Source organism: Citrobacter sp. T1.2D-1, from assembly GCF_950098555.1.
Lineage (GTDB): Bacteria > Pseudomonadota > Gammaproteobacteria > Enterobacterales > Enterobacteriaceae > Citrobacter_A > Citrobacter_A telavivensis.
Window position 1 is genome coordinate 480,653 of record NZ_CATNHH010000001.1, and the last position, 19,130, is coordinate 499,782.

Genomic DNA, 19,130 nt, shown 5'->3' on the forward strand with positions numbered 1-19,130 from the left:
ATGACGACAATTCCGGCAATGGTCTGCTGGTATGAAGGGATGGCGATGCTGCCGCAGCATTTCCAGTTGCAGTCGCTGCGCCATGACGCCCTCGCCGCCGCGCTTGCCGGTCATGCTAACCCGTGGTTCTGGGGCGTGAACCATCTGGAGATTGACGATGCCGCGCTTTGCGCCGGTACTCTGCGACTCTTACGCCTGACGGCGATCATGCCCGATGGCTTACCCATTGACTACGATATCCAACGCGATCCGCCGCTGGAATTTGACTGCACTCGCCTGCTTCCGGCTGCCGCTGACAGCGAACACACGCTCTGGCTGGCGCTGCCGTCGGCAAACCGCGGTGGTCAGTGGCAGCCGTTTACCACCCGCTTTCGTTCCGTCACCAGCGCACCGCTGCCCGATTTAACCAGCGGAGAGTTTCCCGAATCCATTGCCAGCTGGCAGCCGGCACCGCGTCTGGTCAGTCTGCATGAACGCGCCGATCTCCTCTGCCTGCCGCTGATTCAGGTGGTCTATACCGAAGGGGGATTTCGCCGCAACGACTGGCTTCCCCCGTCGCCTCAGGTGATCGAGGGCAGTACGCTCTGCCAACAGGCTCGTGAACTTTGTCTGCTGGCCAGAGAGAAGATCCTGTTTCTCAGCCGTGAAGCGCAACTTGCCAGGCAGAACGACAATACCCACAACTGGCTCTGGCTGACGCTTTGCCTGCAAAGTATTCAGGGAGTGCTGCCGCTGCTGGAATGTCTGGTAAACAGCGGAAAGACCCATCCGGCGGATCTGTTTCGCACACTGTGTTTATTCTGCGGTCAGACCGCTGTCCTGACTCAGGATAAACCCTTGCCCTGGCTTCCCGGTTTCGACTACGAAAATATGCAGCCAGGATTTACCGCGCTGTTTACGCTGCTGCGCACGCAACTGGCACATATCCATCGCCGTCGACTGCGGCTGAATTTTACTGCCGGGGAGGACGACTTCTCCCTGACGCTGCCTGGCGGGACACGCGCGGGTGAGCAGGTGGTGATAGGTATCCTGATGCCCGACGGTAGCCCGCTGTCGGCAGTCGACTGGCTACAGGCGTCACTGATTGCCTGCCAGCCGTTTCTGCCGATCTTACGCCGCCAGCGCATGCACGGCATGTCCGTCGTACCGCTTGCGGCACAACAGCGGACGGAGTGGGAAACCGACAGCACCATCGCGCTGTTTACCCTTACGCTCACCACGCAATGGTTTGAGCACGACGCCCTACTGGTCATCGCCCCGCTGCATGAGACCAGCGTCAGACCTGAGCGGATCATGCTTTATCGGCAGGAGGCGCAACATCATGCCGATGGCGGCTGACATGCCCGCAAGCCGTCTGTTTGATACGGTTTTTACCCGCTGGCTGGCGCAATTTGAACACTGGAAAACCAGCACGCTGGCACCGGAAATGCTGTATCAACAGGCGTTCGACTGGAGTAATCAGGTCGTCGCGGACTACACGCAGCGGTTGAACCGGGTGTTAGGGAGTCCGTTTCAGGCGCAGATCGATGCCGCCGTGTATGCGCTGGTCGCGCTGATTGATGAGACGGTGCTCTACACGTCATGGCCAGCGCACCTCCAGTGGCAGGCGTGCCCGCTGGAATACCACCTCTGGCAAACGCATCGCGCGGGGGATGCGTTACCGCAGCGTATTCAAACCCTGCTCAGCGAACGTCAACCGGGCCAGCGCGATGTCGCCGCACTCTATTTACGCTGCCTGACGCTGGGCTTTGGCATCAACCGCGACGATTTCAATGAAACCACGCATCAGGAGACCTGTCGGTTACTGTGGCATTTTGCTTTTCAGCAGGATCCCCGGGCCGATGACATTGCCGCACGCCTGAATGCCGACTCGCTGGGGGCACCACTGCAACTGCCTCCCCGCCGCCGTCTGCCCGATCACTCTCGTCTGCATCTGGTCGCGCTGATCGTGCTGCTGGCGCTGTTATTGCTCAGCCAACATCTGTGGCTGGGCCTCGAAGAGGCCATTGGCGTGAATACGCTACCGAACTTTTCCGCGACGCAACTTTGCCCGGAGGAGACGCCATGACGCAGCCGTGGCTGTCGCTTACGATCCTCGTGCTGGTGCTGCTGGCGATCACGCTGTGGTGCGTCTGGTGGCAATGGCAATATCGTAACGACACCTTTATCCGCGCGCAAAAGGAGATCCAGCGCGCCAATGGCGGACAGGATCCTTACGACAGCACCCGGATCCTGATGCTGGGCAACGAGGAGGACAACCGTCTGCTGTGCCGCACCTGGTCATTAACCGACGGCGCGGAGTCCTGGTTCGGGCAGTGGTGGTTTGATGCACAGTGCAGCCTGCTCTGCGTGCCGCATTCGCTGCAAACCACGGGGAAAAAACGGCTTATCCGGCAGAACGACTGGCAAAAGATGATGGCGGCACTGGTGAAAAGTCGCCCTCAGCGCCCGCTGGATGCGCTGATCCTGACGCTTCCGCTCGCGGATTTAGAGAGTGATGCATACGCTTATCTGTCAGAACGCTGCCAGCAGATCCAGCAGGTGTGCGGCCTCAGCCTGCCTGTTTATCTGTTAATCAGCGGTATGGAGGCGCAGGACGGCGTGCGGACGCTGCTGCGCCAGCTCCCGTCCCTGGCTCAGGGAAGCGCCATCGGGAGCGCGATTTCTTGTCCCCGGGAAGCCGTCTGGAAACCACAGTGGATTGACGATGCGTTGGAGAACACCCGCTTCTCACTGCGCCAGGCGGTCACTGAACTTGGCGCGCTCAGTGGTAGTACGCCAGCATCGCTGTTTCGTCTGCCGGAGTTTTTTCCGTCGCTGGCGACGGCGCTTCACGCCAGTTTCGATGGGCTTCTGAGCAGCAATGCCCGCGATGAACCGCCGCTACTGCGTGGGATCTGGTTTGTCGCACATCACGTGGTGGACGAAAAGCCGCAGATGGCGTTCTGTCAGACGCTTCTGCATGACAAAATCACCGCGGAACGAGGGCTGGCGCTGCCGGTACGTCGCCTGCTGCGGCTTAATCTGCGCCGCCATTTTATTGTCCTCGCGGGCTACAGCGCGCTGTGCGTCGTCTGGCTGGCGGTGATGCTCTGGCGCTGGCCGTCTCAGCATACCAACGCCCTGTTGCTGCATAACCAGTTGCAGAGTCTCGCGACGCAAATTGCCCCCAGCGATACGCCAGGTGAACGTTCTGCCACGCGGTACTGGCGGATGGTGAATGATGTCCCGCAGTGGCATTTTCGCTCGCTCATCTGGCCAGGATCGCTGTTCAGCCGGACTGACAGCAAACTGAGCACCACCTTTCATGATGCAACGCTGCGCAGCCTGCTGGTGCCGGCGATGAACAGCATCTGCCTGCAACATCAGAGCGCAACGCGCGGCGATGGCCTGCGCGAGCGGGACGATCTGCTGGCGGAAGAGCGTTACCGGCAGATCCTGTTTTTACTCGAGCAGACGAAGCAGATGGAGACCCAGTATCTGCCGTTGCTGCAACTGACACAGGTCAAACGCCCCACGGTGCAGACGCTGGCCGAGGTCTCTTCAACCGTCTGGGGGGTTAACGTGGAAGTCGCTGCCCTGCCCGCCACATCTGAGCTTAATGAGATGCTCGCCACACTCCCCGTTAGCCAGATGAACCTGCCCGATGCCAGCGAACTGACCCAGCGCAACAGCGAACAGTTTACCCGCGAGACCCGGCGCTGGCTGGCGCAAATCTACGATAACGCCAGCCTGGAAATCTATGCCAGGCAACTCGACGAGCTGCTGCTGACATTCAGCAGTAACGAAGAGATTAACGCGGATTTCGTACGCCTGCTGATGCGGCAGATAAGTCGGCTGCAGAACGCCCTGACCACGCTCAATAGTCTCAGTCAGGACGCGGCGCACTCCCCTGCACGGCTTGCTCTGAACACCTTGCAGACCCAGACGCAGGCGCGGCGCCTGCTCGACCGGACGGCCATTCATAATCTACTTAACGATGAGGAACAACTGCGTCAGCGGTTGGTGGCTCAGATTGATCGCTCTCTACTGCATTTTTCCACGCTGACCGCGCAATCCACAGAGGGCGAATTCCATGTTTCCCCCGACATTCTGGCGCTGCAAAAAAGTTTACGCGATCTGCTGAATCAACCGTTCTGGCAGCGAGGCGCGGGGCAGCCGCCTCCTGAGAGCTTAGGCTATCCCGGCGATCCACAGATTCAGCAGGCTGCAACGCTGTTTGCCGGCTATCAGCGGTATAGTGAACAGCTCCCCGACAGCCTCTGGCGACCCCGGCTCAATGAACTGGCGCAGAATGCCGTCGAGCGCGCCATTCGTCAGACGCTCTACCGCGGCGTTCCTGGCACCGCACCGGCGCGAGAGCTCAACACGGAAAACGCCGATCGCGTCATCGCGGCGCTGACGCAGATCAATCGCCCGGCCCTCGCCAGCGCGCTGCGCCAGCAGGTTGCCGCACAGATCATTGCGCGGGTCAATGATGAAGGCGGCGCACGTCTGCCCGGCATCCGCCCGCCGTCGGTCAACACGGCGACGCCGGAGCAGGCACAGGCGAGCGGACAGCAGGTGATGGGCTGGGTCGCCGCCCAGACGGAGCAAATTTCCGCGACGCTCACCCGCTACCAGCAACCGATAGAATGGCTCAGCACGCAGCGTCCGTGGCTGACCGCCGCGCAAAATCAGCAAATCGCCCGCTGGGTCAGTTCGCAGGAGACGTTAATGCGTCTGCAACAGCAGGATCCCACCAGCGCACCGGCGCAACTGCAAACCCTCGCCGCAACGTTACCCACATTAACCGTCCAAAATTGTCAGAGCGAACTGGCCTCGTTTCATGCAGCGGGTCAGCAGGATTTTTACAGCGCCTCGCTGAACGCGCTGCTCAGCGCCTCGGCGCAAAACTGTCAGCAACTGCGCCAGCAGGGCAGCATCGGCGTGGTGCAAAACATCTTCACGTTGTATAACAACTGGCTTGCCGGGCGTTTCCCTTTCACGGCGTTACCCCATGCCCCGGATGCGGATGTGGATCGGGTTCGCGAACTGGTGTCGCTGCTGGTGAAACTGCCGCCGGAAACGCTCGCAGACCAACCCGCGCTGATTCGCCAGTTAGCCGCCGCACAGCCGTTGCTTTCCGCACTGGTCTCGCCAGACGGTGTGGTGGTACGGGTGAACTGGCGGACGCAGCGCAATCAGGAAGCCGGTGCGGAGCAAATCGTCGACTGGCGGTTAAGCGGTAATCAGCAGACCCTGATCTGGCCCGGCGGCACCAGCGCCGATCTGCACTGGCGCAGCGGCGATAATCTGACGTTCAGCCTGCGCTGGGCGGCAAATTCTGCGTGGCGTCCCGTACCGGATACCGCCGTCGTCGGCCTGAGCGTGGCGGGCGACACCGCACGCTGGCGCTGGCAAGGGGCATGGGCGCTGCTGCGTATGACAGACCAGCAGCGCATCGGCGGCGCACTGGCGCAGCCTGTGCCGCTTCGTTTTTCACTGCCCGTGAGCGACGGACAACAGCGCTCGCGTACAACCGTCAATATCCAGTTTGCGTTACTGAATGCGCAAGACAATGCACCGCTGCCCTGGGTCATCCTGACTGAACAGGGATTTTCGGGAGAACATCAATGGAACAGATAGACGCGTTACTTATTCCCATTAGTCCGGACAGCCCCTGTGGGGAGTCCATCCGCTATTCGCCCGAGTTCGATCGGTTGGTCAGCGCGCGCCAGGAGGACGATGAGTCATTGCCCGCCGGCGTCTGGCAGAGCGCACCACGGCGCGCCGACTGGGAGGAGGTCGCCAGACTGGCCAGCCACCTGACCACCACACGAAGTAAAGATCTGGTGGTGATGGCCTGGCTTGGCGATGCCTGGATTCGCCTGCACGGAGTGTCGGCCCTGCCGCGCGCGCTGGCGCTGCTGACGCTGGCGCTGGAACATTACCCGGGCGAGTTGCATCCGCAGATCAGAGACGGGGATTATGATTATCGCGCCGCACCGCTTAGCTGGGTGGCACAGCATTATGCCATGCTGGTTGCCAATGCCCCGCTGTTTGCGGTCAACGGCGAAAGCATCACGCTCGGCCAGTGGCAGCAGGGTCATCATCCCAGCCCACCGTTCAGCGAGGCCAGCCGCCCTGTCGCCGAAGCGCTGGAGGCCAGTCTGCACTGGCTGCAGCGCCTGAACGCGGTCTGCCAGCACTGGCCGGAAGCGTCCGCGCCCTCCTTTCGCGTGCTGGAACAAAAGATCAAAACCTGCCAACAGGCGCTGGGCAGCGCACCACCTGAAAACACGCAGACGGCGGCCGTCAATGAACCGCCGACGATATCGTCCCCCGTCACTTTCGCCAGTCGCGAGGAGGCCTATCAGATGCTTCGCCAGGTTGCCAGCTATCTGCAACGAACGGAGCCGCACAGTCCGGTACCTTATCTGCTTGAGCGCGCCTGGGCCTGGGGACACACGCCCTTGCCGGAGCTACTTCAGGAATTAATCAGCGGAGATGAATCCGCCCGCCGACTCTGGCGGCAACTGGGGGTGCTACCATGAGTTGTCCCGCCGTTTGTACCGGGGCCATGATGCAGTGCTCGTTTGGCATTGCGCCTTCGACGCTGAACGTCCTGCCCGTCAACCGTACGCTGGTCAATAGCCTGCCGATGGCAAATATTATGGATAACCGACCGTTCGTTAATATTCTGCCCTTTGGCATGTGCAGCAGCCTGGCTAACCCTACGGTGGCGGCGGCCACCGCTGCTGCGCTGGGCGTGCTTACCCCCATGCCGTGTATTCCCGCAACCGTTGCGCCGTGGGCGCCCGGTTCACCAACAATCATGGTCGGCAACGCTCCGGCACTGAATGCGCAGTCCAGACTTATGTGCGCCTGGGGCGGGGTGATTCAAATCAGTTTTCCGGGACAGATGACGACGATGGTGAGTTAAACACGCGGACGGCGAAGTGCGGGTTAGCCCATATGCTTACCCGCACTTCATCACGCCGGTTACCGGTAGTTGACCTTCATATTTTTCGACAAGGGTTCAATGACCGTGGAGACCAGAATAAAGCACAGAACACAGAACCCGGTCATCGCCATGAACACCGCATCCCAGTTGTAGGCATCCAGAATTATGCCCACAATCAGCGGCATACACATTCCGCCCAGTTGTCCGCCCATGTTGATTACGCTATAAGCGATCGGGTAAATGTCTTTATTCGCCCGTCCCATCGCGTAGACCGAGTAAGCCGAATAGCCCAGCGACAGCATCAGCCCCAACAGGAACAGCATCAGCGACAGAACGATTTTGCTTTCCGGCGCATAAACCAGCGAGTACATGGTGAAAATCGTCGCCCCGGCACTGAGCAACATCAGCGGTTTACGCCGCTTGTTCAGCACCCGGTCGGAAAGAACGCCGCCAATAAAGTTGCCCATTACCGTCCCGAGGAACGGTGCCGCTGCCAGTGCGGCAGAACTCGTCAGATCGAATCCGCGCTCGGTGATCAGATACTTGGGCAGCCAGGACATCAGCACGCTGACGATCCCCACCATCGAAAAGTATCCCAGCGCGACGCCGTAAATATCCCAGCAGCGGAAAACCTGCTTCGAACAGGACAGTTCTTCCACCTGCTTTGTGCGAATCAGTTTGTCGAGCCAGCAATAATTGAACTCTGGCGCGACCGGTGCGGCAGCTTCCTGGGTCGTCGCCGGAAGCTGTTCTTCGCGGATATAAGCGACTTCTTGCTCATTAACGAAGCGGCTTTCTTCCGGCTTATTGCGAACCATCAGATACCAGAAGATCGCCAGCAGCATGCCCGGAATAGCGAAGAAGACAAAGATATAACGCCAGCCCCAGACGGTGATTATCCATGCGCACAGCGGCGGGACAATCAGCGGACCAAACTTGGATCCCGCCAGAAACAGCCCGGTCGCCGTCCCTTTCTCCTTCGACGGGAACCACTGGTTAATGGTCACCGTCGAGCCAATGACCACCGGCGACTCGCAAACGCCCACCATAAAACGCAGGATCTTCAGCAGGAAAATGTTATTCACCATCCCCATCAACCCCGTAAACACGGAGGTTAATAACATCCCCATCGCAAAGGCATTACGCATCCCGAATTTCTTAATTAAATACCCGGCAGGGATCTGAAAAAAAGCATATCCGGCAAAGAACAGGCTGATCAACAACCCGGCCATGGTATTCGAGATTTGAAACTCTTCCTGAATAAACGGAATAGCAAAGCCGATATTCGCGCGGTCGGCGTTCGCCACGGTGTAGGTAACAAAGATAAAACTCATGACCCACCATCTGTAATGGGTCATCTTCGGTTTCCCGATATTATTATTCATCATGTCTGTTTCCGTATCAGAGGTCAGAATTGTTCGCTGCAAAAATTAAATTCACCGTAGGTTCTGGCACGCGAAAGACTGCTCAACAATATCGGCTCGATCGTGCTGCGGATCAGGTTTGCGATATCCAGCAGGTCAGGCAGGGAAATCCCCGTATCGAGCCCCATTCGGTTAAACATATTCACCGCATCCTCGGTCGCCGCATTGCCGGCGGCGCCTGGCGCAAAAGGACACCCGCCCAGTCCGCCGACGGCGGTCTCAAAGCGCGTGATCCCGGACTGAACGCCAGCAAACATGCAGGCCAGCGCCATGCCGTGGGTATTATGCAGATGCAAACCAATATCCATTTTGGGGAATTTCTGCTGGATCCCGTGCAGCACGGACAACGTCTGGGTCGGGTTGGCGACGCCGATGGTATCGCACAGGGTGATCGCCGAAATCCCGAGGTCATCCGCAAACTTGATCATATCCATCAACGTTTCACGACTCGTCTCGCCAATAAACGGGCAGCCAAATACCGTCGCCAGCGACAGCGTGATGGTCATATCCGCAAAGGTCTGGCGAATGTTATAAAGGTCCTCCAGCGATTCGGCATGGGTCCGGTTAATGTTGGCCTTGTTATGCGCCGGGCTGACCGAAACGACATAGTTAATATTTTTAATACCCGCCTCATTAGCGAGGCTGGCCCCCTTTATGTTCGGTACTAACACGGAGGGAATAATATGCGGATGCGTGGTCAGAACATGCTGAATAACCTCACGGGCATCACGCATTTGCGGGATCGCTTTCGGGCTGACCATCGAGGTGATTTCCATCGCACCGATACCCGCCTCAACCAGACGATCGATAATTTTTATTTTTAAATCGGTGGGGATAAACGTTTTGATATTCTGAAAGCCGTCTCTCGGTCCCACTTCCGTAATCTGGATAAATGTCGACATGGTGAAATCCCTTACAGAATGCCTGAACGAATGAGTTGCTCAATTTTTTCATCTGAATAGTTCAGACGTTCTTTAAGCACTTCGTAATTGTGTTGACCGAGCGTTGGCGCAGGCATTCTGATGGTTGCCTTGTTATGCGTGAATTTAACCTGATTGCCAGTCATGGTAATTTTCCCGGCGACCGGGTGTTCAATATCGACAAACATTTCGCGGGCTCCGGCAATATGTGGATCCTGCGTCACGCGGTCGATGGTATTGATCGGCGCAGAAGGAATACCGGCATCCAGCAGCAACGTCACAATGGTGTCGATATCTAAATCGCGGGTCCAGCATTCGATTATTTCTTTCAGTTCGGCGTGGTGGGCGACACGGTCGAGGTTAGATTTAAATTTCTCATCTTCCAGGGCGCTTATTTGCAGGACGTGTTTCAGTAGACCGTATAATTTGTCATTACCGCAGGCAATAATGACGTAGCCATCACGCGCCTGGAAAGAGTCATACGGATAAATCGCTTCATAGCGGTTACCAATACGCGTCGGAATACGTCCGGTATTAAGGTAAATAATGTTGATAATTTCCAGTGACGATACCATCGAGTCGACCAGCGCAATATCCACTTTTTCACCGACACCGGTTTTCAGACGATTAACGTAAGCGGCAAGGACGCCGATGGCGCAACTCATTCCGCCAACCACATCGGCAATGGCTGTTCCGGTACGAGTAGGCGGTGTATCAGGCCAACCGGTGGTGCTCATCAATCCACTCATGGCCTGGCCGATAATGTCGTAGCCCGCGCGTTTCGAATACGGTCCGGTATGACCAAAGCCGGAAACCGCGCCGTAAATAATCGCCGGATTTACTTTGCGTAAATCCTCATAACCGAGCCCCAGTTTTTCCATCACCCCTGGACGATAGTTTTCCAGCACCACGTCGCTGTCGCGGACTAAATCGAGGAATATCTGTCGACCTTCTTCCGATTTAAGATTCAGCGTCATCCCGCGCTTATTGCGGTTTAAATTCATGAAATAGGCACTTTCGCCATTAATCTGCGGCGCGTTAGCCCGCGAATCATCCCCTTTTCCCGGCAATTCGATTTTAATGACATCTGCGCCGAAATCCGCCAGCATCATCCCGCAATAGGGGCCAGCCAGTACCCGGGTTAAATCCAGAACGCGAACCCCACTTAATACACCAGACTGTTTATTCATTCTTTCCCTCACTTTTTATTGGATAGTGCAACAAGGCTGCTCGCCTGTACCCTGTGCAATCCAAGATGCGTGCCAGAAATGAATAAAACAGAAATGAACATCATAACCAGATGATATTACTGACCTTATTGATTTTTATTATTTATCTGAAAGAGGGAAAAACGCCTTTCAATTTTGAAATCTATAACAGTTGTGATATTGATTTGTGATAGCCACAAATTTTACATGGTGATTTATGTCACACAAAACATTACCCAACCTGGCCTTGATTACCCCCTATCCGGCACTGGCAGCCGTTGTTACTGAACAATGCGCCGGTATTTTTAATTGCCATGTCTTTCACGGCAGTCTGGAAAAAGCGGCGGGGATCGCCCGCAATCTCGATCCTGATTTTTATGACATCATTATTAGTCGTGGCGGTACGGCGGACTATATCGATCGCGTGACCAAAATTCCCGTGGTGCGTATTCTCACGTCCGCGCTGGATTTACTTAAATCGCTCACACCGCTGAAAAAACATCCGCATAAAATCGCTTTTTTTAATTATCAGAACTATTTATCTGACGTAAATCTGGTAGCGACCGCACTGGAAGTGGAGATTGAAGAATTTATCTTTCTGTCGCACGCCGATATGGTCGATAAACTCAAAAAATGCCGCGCGAGAAATTTCCAGACTGTAGCGGGAGGATTACCGGTCTCAGACACGGCGGAGCACTATGCGATGCAGGGAATTTTGATCGAAAATGGCCTGGAATCGGTGAATAGTGCCCTGCGCGAGGCGATGGCTATCGTTGAGACAACTCACCGCAAGCAGCAGGATATGGCGCGCCTGGAGATCATCCTCTCCTCGATTACGGAAGGGATCATCGTCACCAATGAAAATAACGAGATCCAGATTTTCAATAAATCCGCAGAAAACATATTTGGCCTGATGGCCTCGCAGGTGATTGGCAAACCGGTGGATACCGTCATCAAAAATACGCGGATTAATCAGGTATTGCTGACAAAATCCCCCGAAATTCGGGAGATTATGGATCTGGATAATACGTCCATCATTACCAGTCGGGTGCCGATATTTCGTGGAACGCAGTGTATCGGAGTGGTGTGCTCGTTTACCGATACGCCGCAAATTCAAAAAGTGGAACGGATTATTCGTGGCAAGCTGATGAAAAAAGGCTTCACCGCCCGTTACCGGTTTGAGCATATCCTCACGCAAAATAAACACATGGAGTCGGTGATTCATCTGGCAAAAATTTATGCGAATACCCACTCCCCGGTGATGATTTATGGAGAATCCGGCACCGGTAAAGAGTTATTCGCGCAAAGTATTCATAACCAGAGTAAACGCCACCGGGGTCCTTTTGTCGCCATTAACTGCGCCGCCATCCCGGAAACCCTGCTGGAAAGCGAACTGTTTGGTTATGAAGGCGGATCCTTTACCGGGGCGCGGCGCGAAGGAAAAGAAGGTCTGATTGAACTGGCGCACCAGGGAACTTTATTTCTCGATGAAATTGGCGAACTGCCGCTCCCCATTCAGAGCCGTTTATTACGCGTCTTACAGGAATACGAAATTATGCGCGTGGGGGGAAAGGACATTATTCCTGTCGATGTGCGGATTATTGGCGCCACCAACCGGTCGCTGGAGAAAATGGCGGAGGAAGGCTCGTTTCGCGGCGACCTCTATTATCGTCTAAACGTCTTACCGCTGATGGTACCTCCGCTGCGGGAAAGAGAGGGCGATGTCCGTTTTCTGGCTGACCACTTCCTCGAAAAATCGGGCTGTGGGCATAAGCTGGCGCAGTTCATCGCCCTGTTTTCCACCTACAACTGGCCGGGAAACGTGCGCGAACTGAATTTTATCATTGAACGGCTGGCGCTATTATCCGCCGGATTCCCCGACGCTTCGCTGTTTGAAATATTAAATCTCACCGGTTTTAACGCGCTTAAATCCTTCAACTCGTCACAGGCGACCGGAACGATCGTCGCGGATCTGAGTAAGGGGCAACTGAAAGCCGTGATTAAAGATCTTGAGCGACAGATTATTGCGTTTTATATGGATCTTTTTGAACAGGATCAGGAGAAAGTCGCCGCCCATCTGGGGATCAGCAAAATGAGTTTATGGCGCAAGTATAATCAGAATGTCTTTGAGTTGGGGGAATGAGAGAATTTGCAGACTTGAAGGATAAGTTTGCAACGAGATGCCTTCAACGCAGCCAGGGTAGCGAGAGTTGCCCCACCCGTAGACTACACAAGCATCGGGCAATCCTGCGCTTATCCGGCCAAAAACGTGCATCATGCAAGCGTGTCCGGCATTGCTTTTCCGCAACGAAAATAGTACGGTCACACAAGAAAAATCCTTCGTGGACGGTGGAAAATTATGCCAATAATTCAGTCTGTTGAACGTGCTTTGCAGATCCTCGACTTGTTTAATGAACAGGCGACGGAACTCAAAATCACCGAGATAAGCAAACTGATGGGATTGAGCAAAAGTACCCTCCACTCGCTCCTCAAAACGCTTCAGCTGCATGGCTATATCGATCAGAACCCGGAAAACGGGAAATACCGTCTGGGGATGAAGCTGGTCGAGCGTGGCCATTTTGTTGTGGGCACGATGGATATTCGCCAGAAGGCAAAAAGCTGGTTGACCCGTCTCTCGCAGGAAACGGGACAGACCACGCATCTGGGTATTCTGGACGGCAGCGAAGGCGTCTACATAGAGAAAATTGAAGGTAAGCAGGCTGCCATCGCCTACTCGCGAATTGGTCGACGTTTGCCCGTTCACGCCACGGCTATCGGTAAGGTACTGCTCGCCTGGCTGGATGATGAAGAACTTGCCGCGGTGTTAGAGGGGTATCAGTTCAACGGCTTTACGCCCTCCACCATTACCGATCGTGCCTCGCTGCTTGCCGAGCTGAAAGAAACCCGCCGCAACCGGTATGCGCTGGATAACGAAGAGAATGAGCCCGGCGTGCGCTGCGTCGCGGTACCGGTCTGGAATCATGAATCGCGGGTTATCGCGGCCCTGAGCCTCTCAACCCTCACTTCTCGCGTTAACGACAATGAGCTGACAGCCTGGCGCCAGAAACTGATGGATGCCGGGCTGGGGTTGTCGATAACGCTGGGCTACCGTCAACCCTAGCCAGCGTCTCGCTATACGTTGGGCTGATAAGAGAATGTCGCGAAATCGGCGTAGCAGCCGTCGCCGCTGATATCCTCACAGTGCAAACCGACAAATGCCCCGGTAAAGAAGCCTCTGCCGCCAATGTAATCATCCGAAAGTTTCCACGCCTCAAACGTTAGCGGAATGGTCTGCCAGCGATCGCCATCGAATGAGTAGCTATAGCGGTATTCCAGATGGTCCACATCCACGCGCAGCCAGACGTTTTCCGCATTCTCCGGCACCAGAATCGGATTATCGTAAAGATGCCAGTGCGCCACGTTGTGGTCGAGCTGAATAATCTTCAGCGTCCGCCCACGCCCCTCTTCCCAGTCCACAAAGCAGTATGTCCAGTTTTTACTGTTGTAGTAACAGGTTAGCCCTGCGCTTTGTTGAAAGTAGCGAGGGGAAAAAGCTATCTGCGTTTCAGCACGGAAACAGAAATGCTGCCAGCGGCGGGCGACCGTTGACTGGGTAAAGGTGGAATTCAGTGAATCATTGCCATACAGACGTAAAAATCCGGGTCTGGCGGTAAGCGACCCAAGCTGGTCATCAAACGGGATACGCAGGGTCTGCAGTTCCGGGTCGAGCCTTTCACTGTCAAAATCCGTCCGCCACGCCCCCGTTCCGGCGGCGGCCTGCTCCGCCATCCGCGGCCCCGGCACCGTCAGCGCGGCATGTTTACCCCCCTCCACATAGGGCCAGCCGTCACGCCACTCGATACGCGCAATCCCTGTCTCACGCCCGAGCGGACAGTATCCCCGCCCGCCCGCCGCTAATCGCGGGATTCCCGGAAGATGCAGCGGGCGACTGGTCAGATACGCCAGATACCATTCGCCTGTATGCGTCTCCAGCAATGAACCATGACCACTCTTCTGTAACGGATTTTCCGGCAGATGCCAGCTGGTCATCATCGTCACATCAGGATGCAGCTCGTATGGCCCATCAATATTTTTCGCCCGCAATACCACCACGGCATGTTCGTAGCTGGTTCCTCCTTCCGCGACCACCAGATAGTAATAGCCCTCGCGGTGATAAATATGTGCCCCTTCGGTATAGCCTAACGGTGTACCGGTAAAGAGCGTTGAACGATGCGGCGAAAGCGTTTGTGTGTCAGCGAAATACTCCTGCAGCACAATGGTGTTATGGGGGTTACTGTGATGGCGTGGTCCCCACGGGCGATAGATATAGTATTTTCGTCCATCCGCGTCATGGAAGAGTGAAGGGTCAAACCCGCCGTTGCCCATTGAAACGGGTGCGCTCCACGGCCCTTCAACAGACGGGGCGGTAACCAGGAAGTTGCGGCCATTTTTCCATGGCGAATCAACGATTTTAACGTCGGTATACAGCAGCCAGAATTTGCCATCGGCATAGCTCAGGCAAGGTGCCCAGATGCCGCCAGAGTCCGGATTACCTTTCATATCCAGTAGCGCCACGCTGTCGAGCGGTGTACTGACCAGAGACCAGTGTTTCAGGTCGCGAGAATGATAAATACGCACGCCAGGAAACCATTCAAAGGTTGAGGTGGCAATATAATAATCTTCCCCCACGCGGCACAGAGACGGGTCCGGGTTGAAGCCGGTCAGGATCGGGTTTTCAATCTGATACATGGTTCTCTCCTCAGTTCACCGCCACAGCGGCATCGGCAGGGTTTTTCTCAGGCTGCGCGGTGCGCTGACGTTGCAGTTGCTGGCTGATCTCTTCCACACGCTTGCTGCTCAGTTTGTAGAACGAAAGCAGCGTAAACATACCGACGTAAAGTACGACCGGTACGATACAGAAGAGGATTTTGATGGTTGTCAGGACGTTATCTGGCTGCACGGCGTTACCTGCCGAGTAGCTGGAGAAGGCAAGGATCCAGCCCACCAGCGCGCCACCAATGGCCAGTCCGATTTTCAGGCTGAAGAGATAGGTGGAGAATACCAGGCCATCGAGGCGACGCCCGCTTCGGCTCTCTTCGTAATCCACCACATCAGAGGCCATCAACCATTGCAACGGGGTGGTGGTATTAAAGACAAACAGGAACAAAATATTCAGCGCAAATATCAGCGCGATATTGTCCGACGGAATAAAGAAAATACTCAGGCTGATCAGTGAGTAAATGCCAATAATCCACTTAAACGACGTGACGCGGTCAAAGCGACCGAGCAGACGAGACGAACAAAGGGAGCCAAACATGGTCGCCAGGCTACCATAGAGCAGAAACTGCGTTGCCAGTTCAGGATGGTCCATCACGTATTTTACAAAATAGAGCGTTGCGCCACCGCGAACAACGTTCGAACCGGTGGCCATCATTTTAAAGACGCACATAATTCGCCACTGGCTATTCCCCATTAGCAATTTAAGGTCTTTCTTAACAGAGGATTCAGGTTGAATCTCGAACGTATAACGTTCTTTGGTCGTAAAGAAGCACACAAACAGCAGTATCACACCGCAAATGCCCAGCACACACATCGCGCCAAAATACCCGACTTGTTCATCCCCCTTGCCGATAATTTTCACCAACGGCAAAGCAATGCCGCTAATGGCTAATGAACCGGCAGCGGCCAGGAAAAAACGCCACGATTGTAAAGCATGACGCTCTTTTGGATCGGCGGTAATGGCGCCGGGCATTGCACAATAGGGGACATTAACGAAGGTATAAACCAGAGTCAGTAAAATATAGGTGACAGACGCGTAGATAATTTTACCCTGAGCGGAGAAATCAGGCGTATAAAACGTTAATACGCAGACGATGCCAAACGGGATCGCCCCCCACAACAGATAGGGGCGAAACTGGCCGTAGCGGGTACGCGTTCGATCGACCATTAACCCCATTAATGGATCGGTTATCGCATCCAGCACGCGCGAAATCAGGAATAATGTGCCCATCACGCCTGCCGACAGGCCAAAGACATCCGTATAGAAATAGGCCAGTAAAAACATCGTGGCCTGCCAGACAAACCCGCAGGCGGTGTCCCCCAGTCCATAACCAATTTTATCTTTCATTGTTAACTGCATTTCTACCTCCAGATCATATGAGAGAAATACGTTCCGAATGACCGGGACCTACAAAATTAAATATCTGAACGAGAACTTTGTGAGGAATACACCCTTTATCCGTGTGCTTATCAGATGATGCTTACGAGGAAGATTGTAGAGAGAGATTAGATGAGGCAACAATTGTCATATTTGCTTTAGTGATTATGTATTTTAACTTCTGTGATAACGATTCACTTTCCCGAAAAATAAAAAAAGGCACCCCTCCCGTAAAGGATAATATATTTCATGTTCATATTATGAGTCGCCGAAATAATTTTTCGGCGATCGGGTAAATTAATTTTAATTATTCAAAGCCCAAGTGCTTTTTTCCCGGCGTTAATCACCTCAATAATTTTATCTGTATCATAGATACACCCTTTCCAGGTGCCACCACTGACTGCCTGCAGCGCGGCCCACAGTCGCGTATCATCTGGCAGATAGTCATGGGCCTTCAGGTCGGGATGTAACTCGCGCGCCGCCAGTACCGTCGCGCCCTCCTCCGGCGTCAATCGTGCTTGCGCACTGCCGATAAAGTTCACGCTGCCTTTCAATGACAGGCGATCGACCACGATTTCAATCACATCCCCCGTGCGCAGTTTGCCAATAGGCCCTCCCGCCAGCGCTTCCGGCGCAACGTGCCCCAGGCAAGCGCCGGTGGATACGCCGGAAAAACGGGCATCGGTAATGAGCGATACGGTTTTCCCCCATGAGATATGCTTCAGCGCCGAGGTGAGCTGGTAAGTCTCCTCCATGCCGGTGCCGGATGGCCCGCCACCGATGATTACCATGATATCGCCCTGCTGGATCTGCCCCTGTTTGATGGCTTTGATCGCCGCCTCTTCGGAGACAAAGACGCGTGCCTCGCCCGTATGGCGATACACACCGTCCTCATCCACCACTGACGGATCGATAGCCGTCGCTTTGATAACTGAACCTTCAGGCGCGATATTGCCCACCGGGAATGCCACCGTGGAGGTCATCCCTTTGGCTTTTGCCCCCTCCGGCGACAGGATCACGTCATCCGGATCCACACCGTCCCGATCGCGCAGGCACTGGCGGAATTTCACCCGTCGTTCGCAGTGCTCCCACCAGTCGAGATTTTCACCGAGCGTCTGCCCGGTCACCGTCATCACATCTTCATGCAGTAACCCCAGTCGACGCAGGTGCAGCATCACCTCCGGCACACCTCCCGCCAGGAATGCGCGCACCGTCGGGTGATAATCCGGCCCGTTAGGTAGCACGCTGACCAGCCGCGGCACCTTGCGGTTGATGGCGCTCCACTGCGCTACATCCGGCAGGCGACATCTGGCGGCATGGGCGATAGCCGGTATATGCAGCAGCAAATTCGTCGATCCCCCGAAGGCCGCGTGCACCACCATCGCATTCTCTATCGCTTTATCGGTGAGGATGTCGCGGGCGGTAATCCCCTTCTCATCCAGCGCCATCACTGCCCGTGCCGACTGACGCGCAATCTCCAGCCACACCTCCTGGCCTGATGGCGCCAGCGCCGAGTGCGGCAGCGCCAGTCCTAACGCTTCCGCCACCACCTGCGAGGTCCCTGCGGTGCCCAGGAACTGACATCCGCCGCCGGGCGACGCGCAAGCGCGACACCCCAATTCGGACGCCTCTTTCAAACTCAGTTCGTTATTCGCGTAACGCGCCCCGATGGTTTGTACCTTTCCGGCATCTTCGCCAAAGGTTGGCGGCAGTGTCGCCCCGCCCGGCACGAGGATCACCGGCAGATCGTGCATTGACGCCAGCGCAATCATCGTCGCGGGTAAGCCCTTATCGCAGGTTGCCACGCCAATTACCGCCCGCCGTGTCGGCAGTGAACGAATCAAACGACGAAAGACAATCGCCGCGTCGTTACGATAAGGCAGTGAATCGAACATCCCGTGCGTCCCCTGCGAGCGACCGTCACACGGGTCGCTGACAAACGCCGCGAACGGAATACCACTAAGGCGGGTGATCTCCTTCGCCGCCGCCGACATTTGCAGGCCAATCTCCCAGTGCCCGGTGTGATAACCGAGTGCGATGGGACGACCATCCGAATGGCGAATCCCCCCCTGGGTGCCAATCAATAGCACTTCTCTGCCCGTGAGCTTGTTAGCATCCCAGCCCATTCCGGCATTTTGCGTCATGCCAAAAAGATTGCCGCTGGGGGATTCCAGTAACATCTGCGGCGTCAGCGGCAACGCGCCCTGGGGGCCGGCTGCGTGGGTTTTCACCGCATAGAACTGTTCGTCCTGCGGCGTAAAAATGGTGTTGATAGACATCTTCTCACTCTCCCGAGCGACGGGGTTCAGGCGCTCCAGTGTTGTTCTACATTATAGAACAACGTTCTTATTTATAAATTCACTGTAATGCAGGCCGTGCGTAGAGGTAAATCAGAGAGAGCGGCAGTCTGTGTGTTTTTTAGCCTTGATCACAAAATGGTGAGCAACGAGATGTAACGAGGAGGAAATCGCAGCG

The 19,130-nt window shown here is 55.5% G+C and carries 13 protein-coding genes; 7 read left to right on the forward strand and 6 right to left on the reverse strand.

Annotation, left to right across the window (positions count from 1 at the left end; all coding sequences use genetic code 11):
• From tssK to QQZ17_RS02265, 5 genes are read left to right on the forward strand one after another with little or no spacing between them, the layout of a single operon-like run.
• Positions 1–1,338, forward strand: coding sequence for a type VI secretion system baseplate subunit TssK (tssK, locus tag QQZ17_RS02245; protein WP_152401923.1), 1,338 nt, complete (start codon positions 1–3; stop codon positions 1,336–1,338).
• Complete coding sequence (locus QQZ17_RS02250) at positions 1,322–2,068, forward strand: DotU family type IV/VI secretion system protein (RefSeq protein ID WP_152401921.1); 747 nt, start codon at positions 1,322–1,324, stop codon at positions 2,066–2,068. Before tssK ends, QQZ17_RS02250 begins: the two co-directional genes overlap by 17 nt.
• Complete coding sequence (locus tag QQZ17_RS02255; protein ID WP_152401919.1) at positions 2,065–5,628, forward strand: type VI secretion system protein; 3,564 nt, start codon at positions 2,065–2,067, stop codon at positions 5,626–5,628. The genes QQZ17_RS02250 and QQZ17_RS02255 overlap by 4 nt, the downstream gene beginning before the upstream one ends.
• Positions 5,616–6,536, forward strand: a complete 921-nt coding sequence (tssA, locus tag QQZ17_RS02260; RefSeq protein WP_152401917.1) for a type VI secretion system protein TssA — start codon at positions 5,616–5,618, stop codon at positions 6,534–6,536. Before QQZ17_RS02255 ends, tssA begins: the two co-directional genes overlap by 13 nt.
• Positions 6,533–6,925 carry a DUF4280 domain-containing protein gene (locus QQZ17_RS02265; protein WP_152401914.1) on the forward strand — a complete coding sequence of 131 codons (393 nt, stop codon included), beginning with the start codon at positions 6,533–6,535 and terminating at the stop codon, positions 6,923–6,925. Before tssA ends, QQZ17_RS02265 begins: the two co-directional genes overlap by 4 nt.
• A gap of 59 nt (positions 6,926–6,984) precedes the next feature.
• On the opposite strand, the gene QQZ17_RS02270 is transcribed toward QQZ17_RS02265, so the two are convergent.
• Genes QQZ17_RS02270 through QQZ17_RS02280 form a run of 3 tightly spaced genes read right to left on the reverse strand, consistent with a single transcriptional unit; the run spans position 6,985 to position 10,480 of the window.
• Complete coding sequence (locus QQZ17_RS02270; RefSeq protein ID WP_152401912.1) at positions 6,985–8,334, reverse strand: MFS transporter; 1,350 nt, start codon at positions 8,332–8,334, stop codon at positions 6,985–6,987.
• Between the two features lie 20 nt (positions 8,335–8,354).
• Positions 8,355–9,272: a hydroxymethylglutaryl-CoA lyase gene (locus tag QQZ17_RS02275; protein ID WP_152401910.1), complete on the reverse strand. Its 918-nt coding sequence runs from the start codon at positions 9,270–9,272 to the stop codon at positions 8,355–8,357.
• A gap of 11 nt (positions 9,273–9,283) precedes the next feature.
• A complete protein-coding gene (locus tag QQZ17_RS02280) occupies positions 9,284–10,480 on the reverse strand; it encodes a CaiB/BaiF CoA transferase family protein (RefSeq protein WP_152401908.1) in 1,197 nt (398 codons plus the stop codon).
• A gap of 235 nt (positions 10,481–10,715) precedes the next feature.
• Here QQZ17_RS02280 and QQZ17_RS02285 point away from each other — a divergent pair, with 235 nt between their 5' ends.
• On the forward strand, positions 10,716–12,641 hold the full coding sequence (locus tag QQZ17_RS02285) for a sigma-54-dependent Fis family transcriptional regulator (RefSeq protein WP_152401906.1): 1,926 nt from the start codon (positions 10,716–10,718) through the stop codon (positions 12,639–12,641).
• A gap of 216 nt (positions 12,642–12,857) precedes the next feature.
• The gene (locus QQZ17_RS02290) at positions 12,858–13,619 is read left to right on the forward strand and encodes an IclR family transcriptional regulator (protein WP_152401903.1); all 762 of its coding nucleotides are present in this window, start codon (positions 12,858–12,860) and stop codon (positions 13,617–13,619) included.
• Between the two features lie 11 nt (positions 13,620–13,630).
• On the opposite strand, the gene QQZ17_RS02295 is transcribed toward QQZ17_RS02290, so the two are convergent.
• The 3 genes from QQZ17_RS02295 to QQZ17_RS02305 all read right to left on the reverse strand — a co-directional run bounded on the left by QQZ17_RS02295 (position 13,631) and on the right by QQZ17_RS02305 (position 18,934).
• On the reverse strand, positions 13,631–15,247 hold the full coding sequence (locus QQZ17_RS02295; protein WP_152401901.1) for a glycoside hydrolase family 43 protein: 1,617 nt from the start codon (positions 15,245–15,247) through the stop codon (positions 13,631–13,633).
• A 10-nt stretch (positions 15,248–15,257) separates the two neighbouring features.
• On the reverse strand, positions 15,258–16,637 hold the full coding sequence (locus QQZ17_RS02300; protein WP_152401899.1) for a glycoside-pentoside-hexuronide (GPH):cation symporter: 1,380 nt from the start codon (positions 16,635–16,637) through the stop codon (positions 15,258–15,260).
• Positions 16,638–16,966: 329 nt separating this feature from the next.
• Entirely contained in the window at positions 16,967–18,934 is a 1,968-nt protein-coding gene (locus QQZ17_RS02305; protein WP_152401897.1) for a YjhG/YagF family D-xylonate dehydratase, read from the reverse strand.
• Between the last annotated feature and the right edge of the window lie 196 nt (positions 18,935–19,130).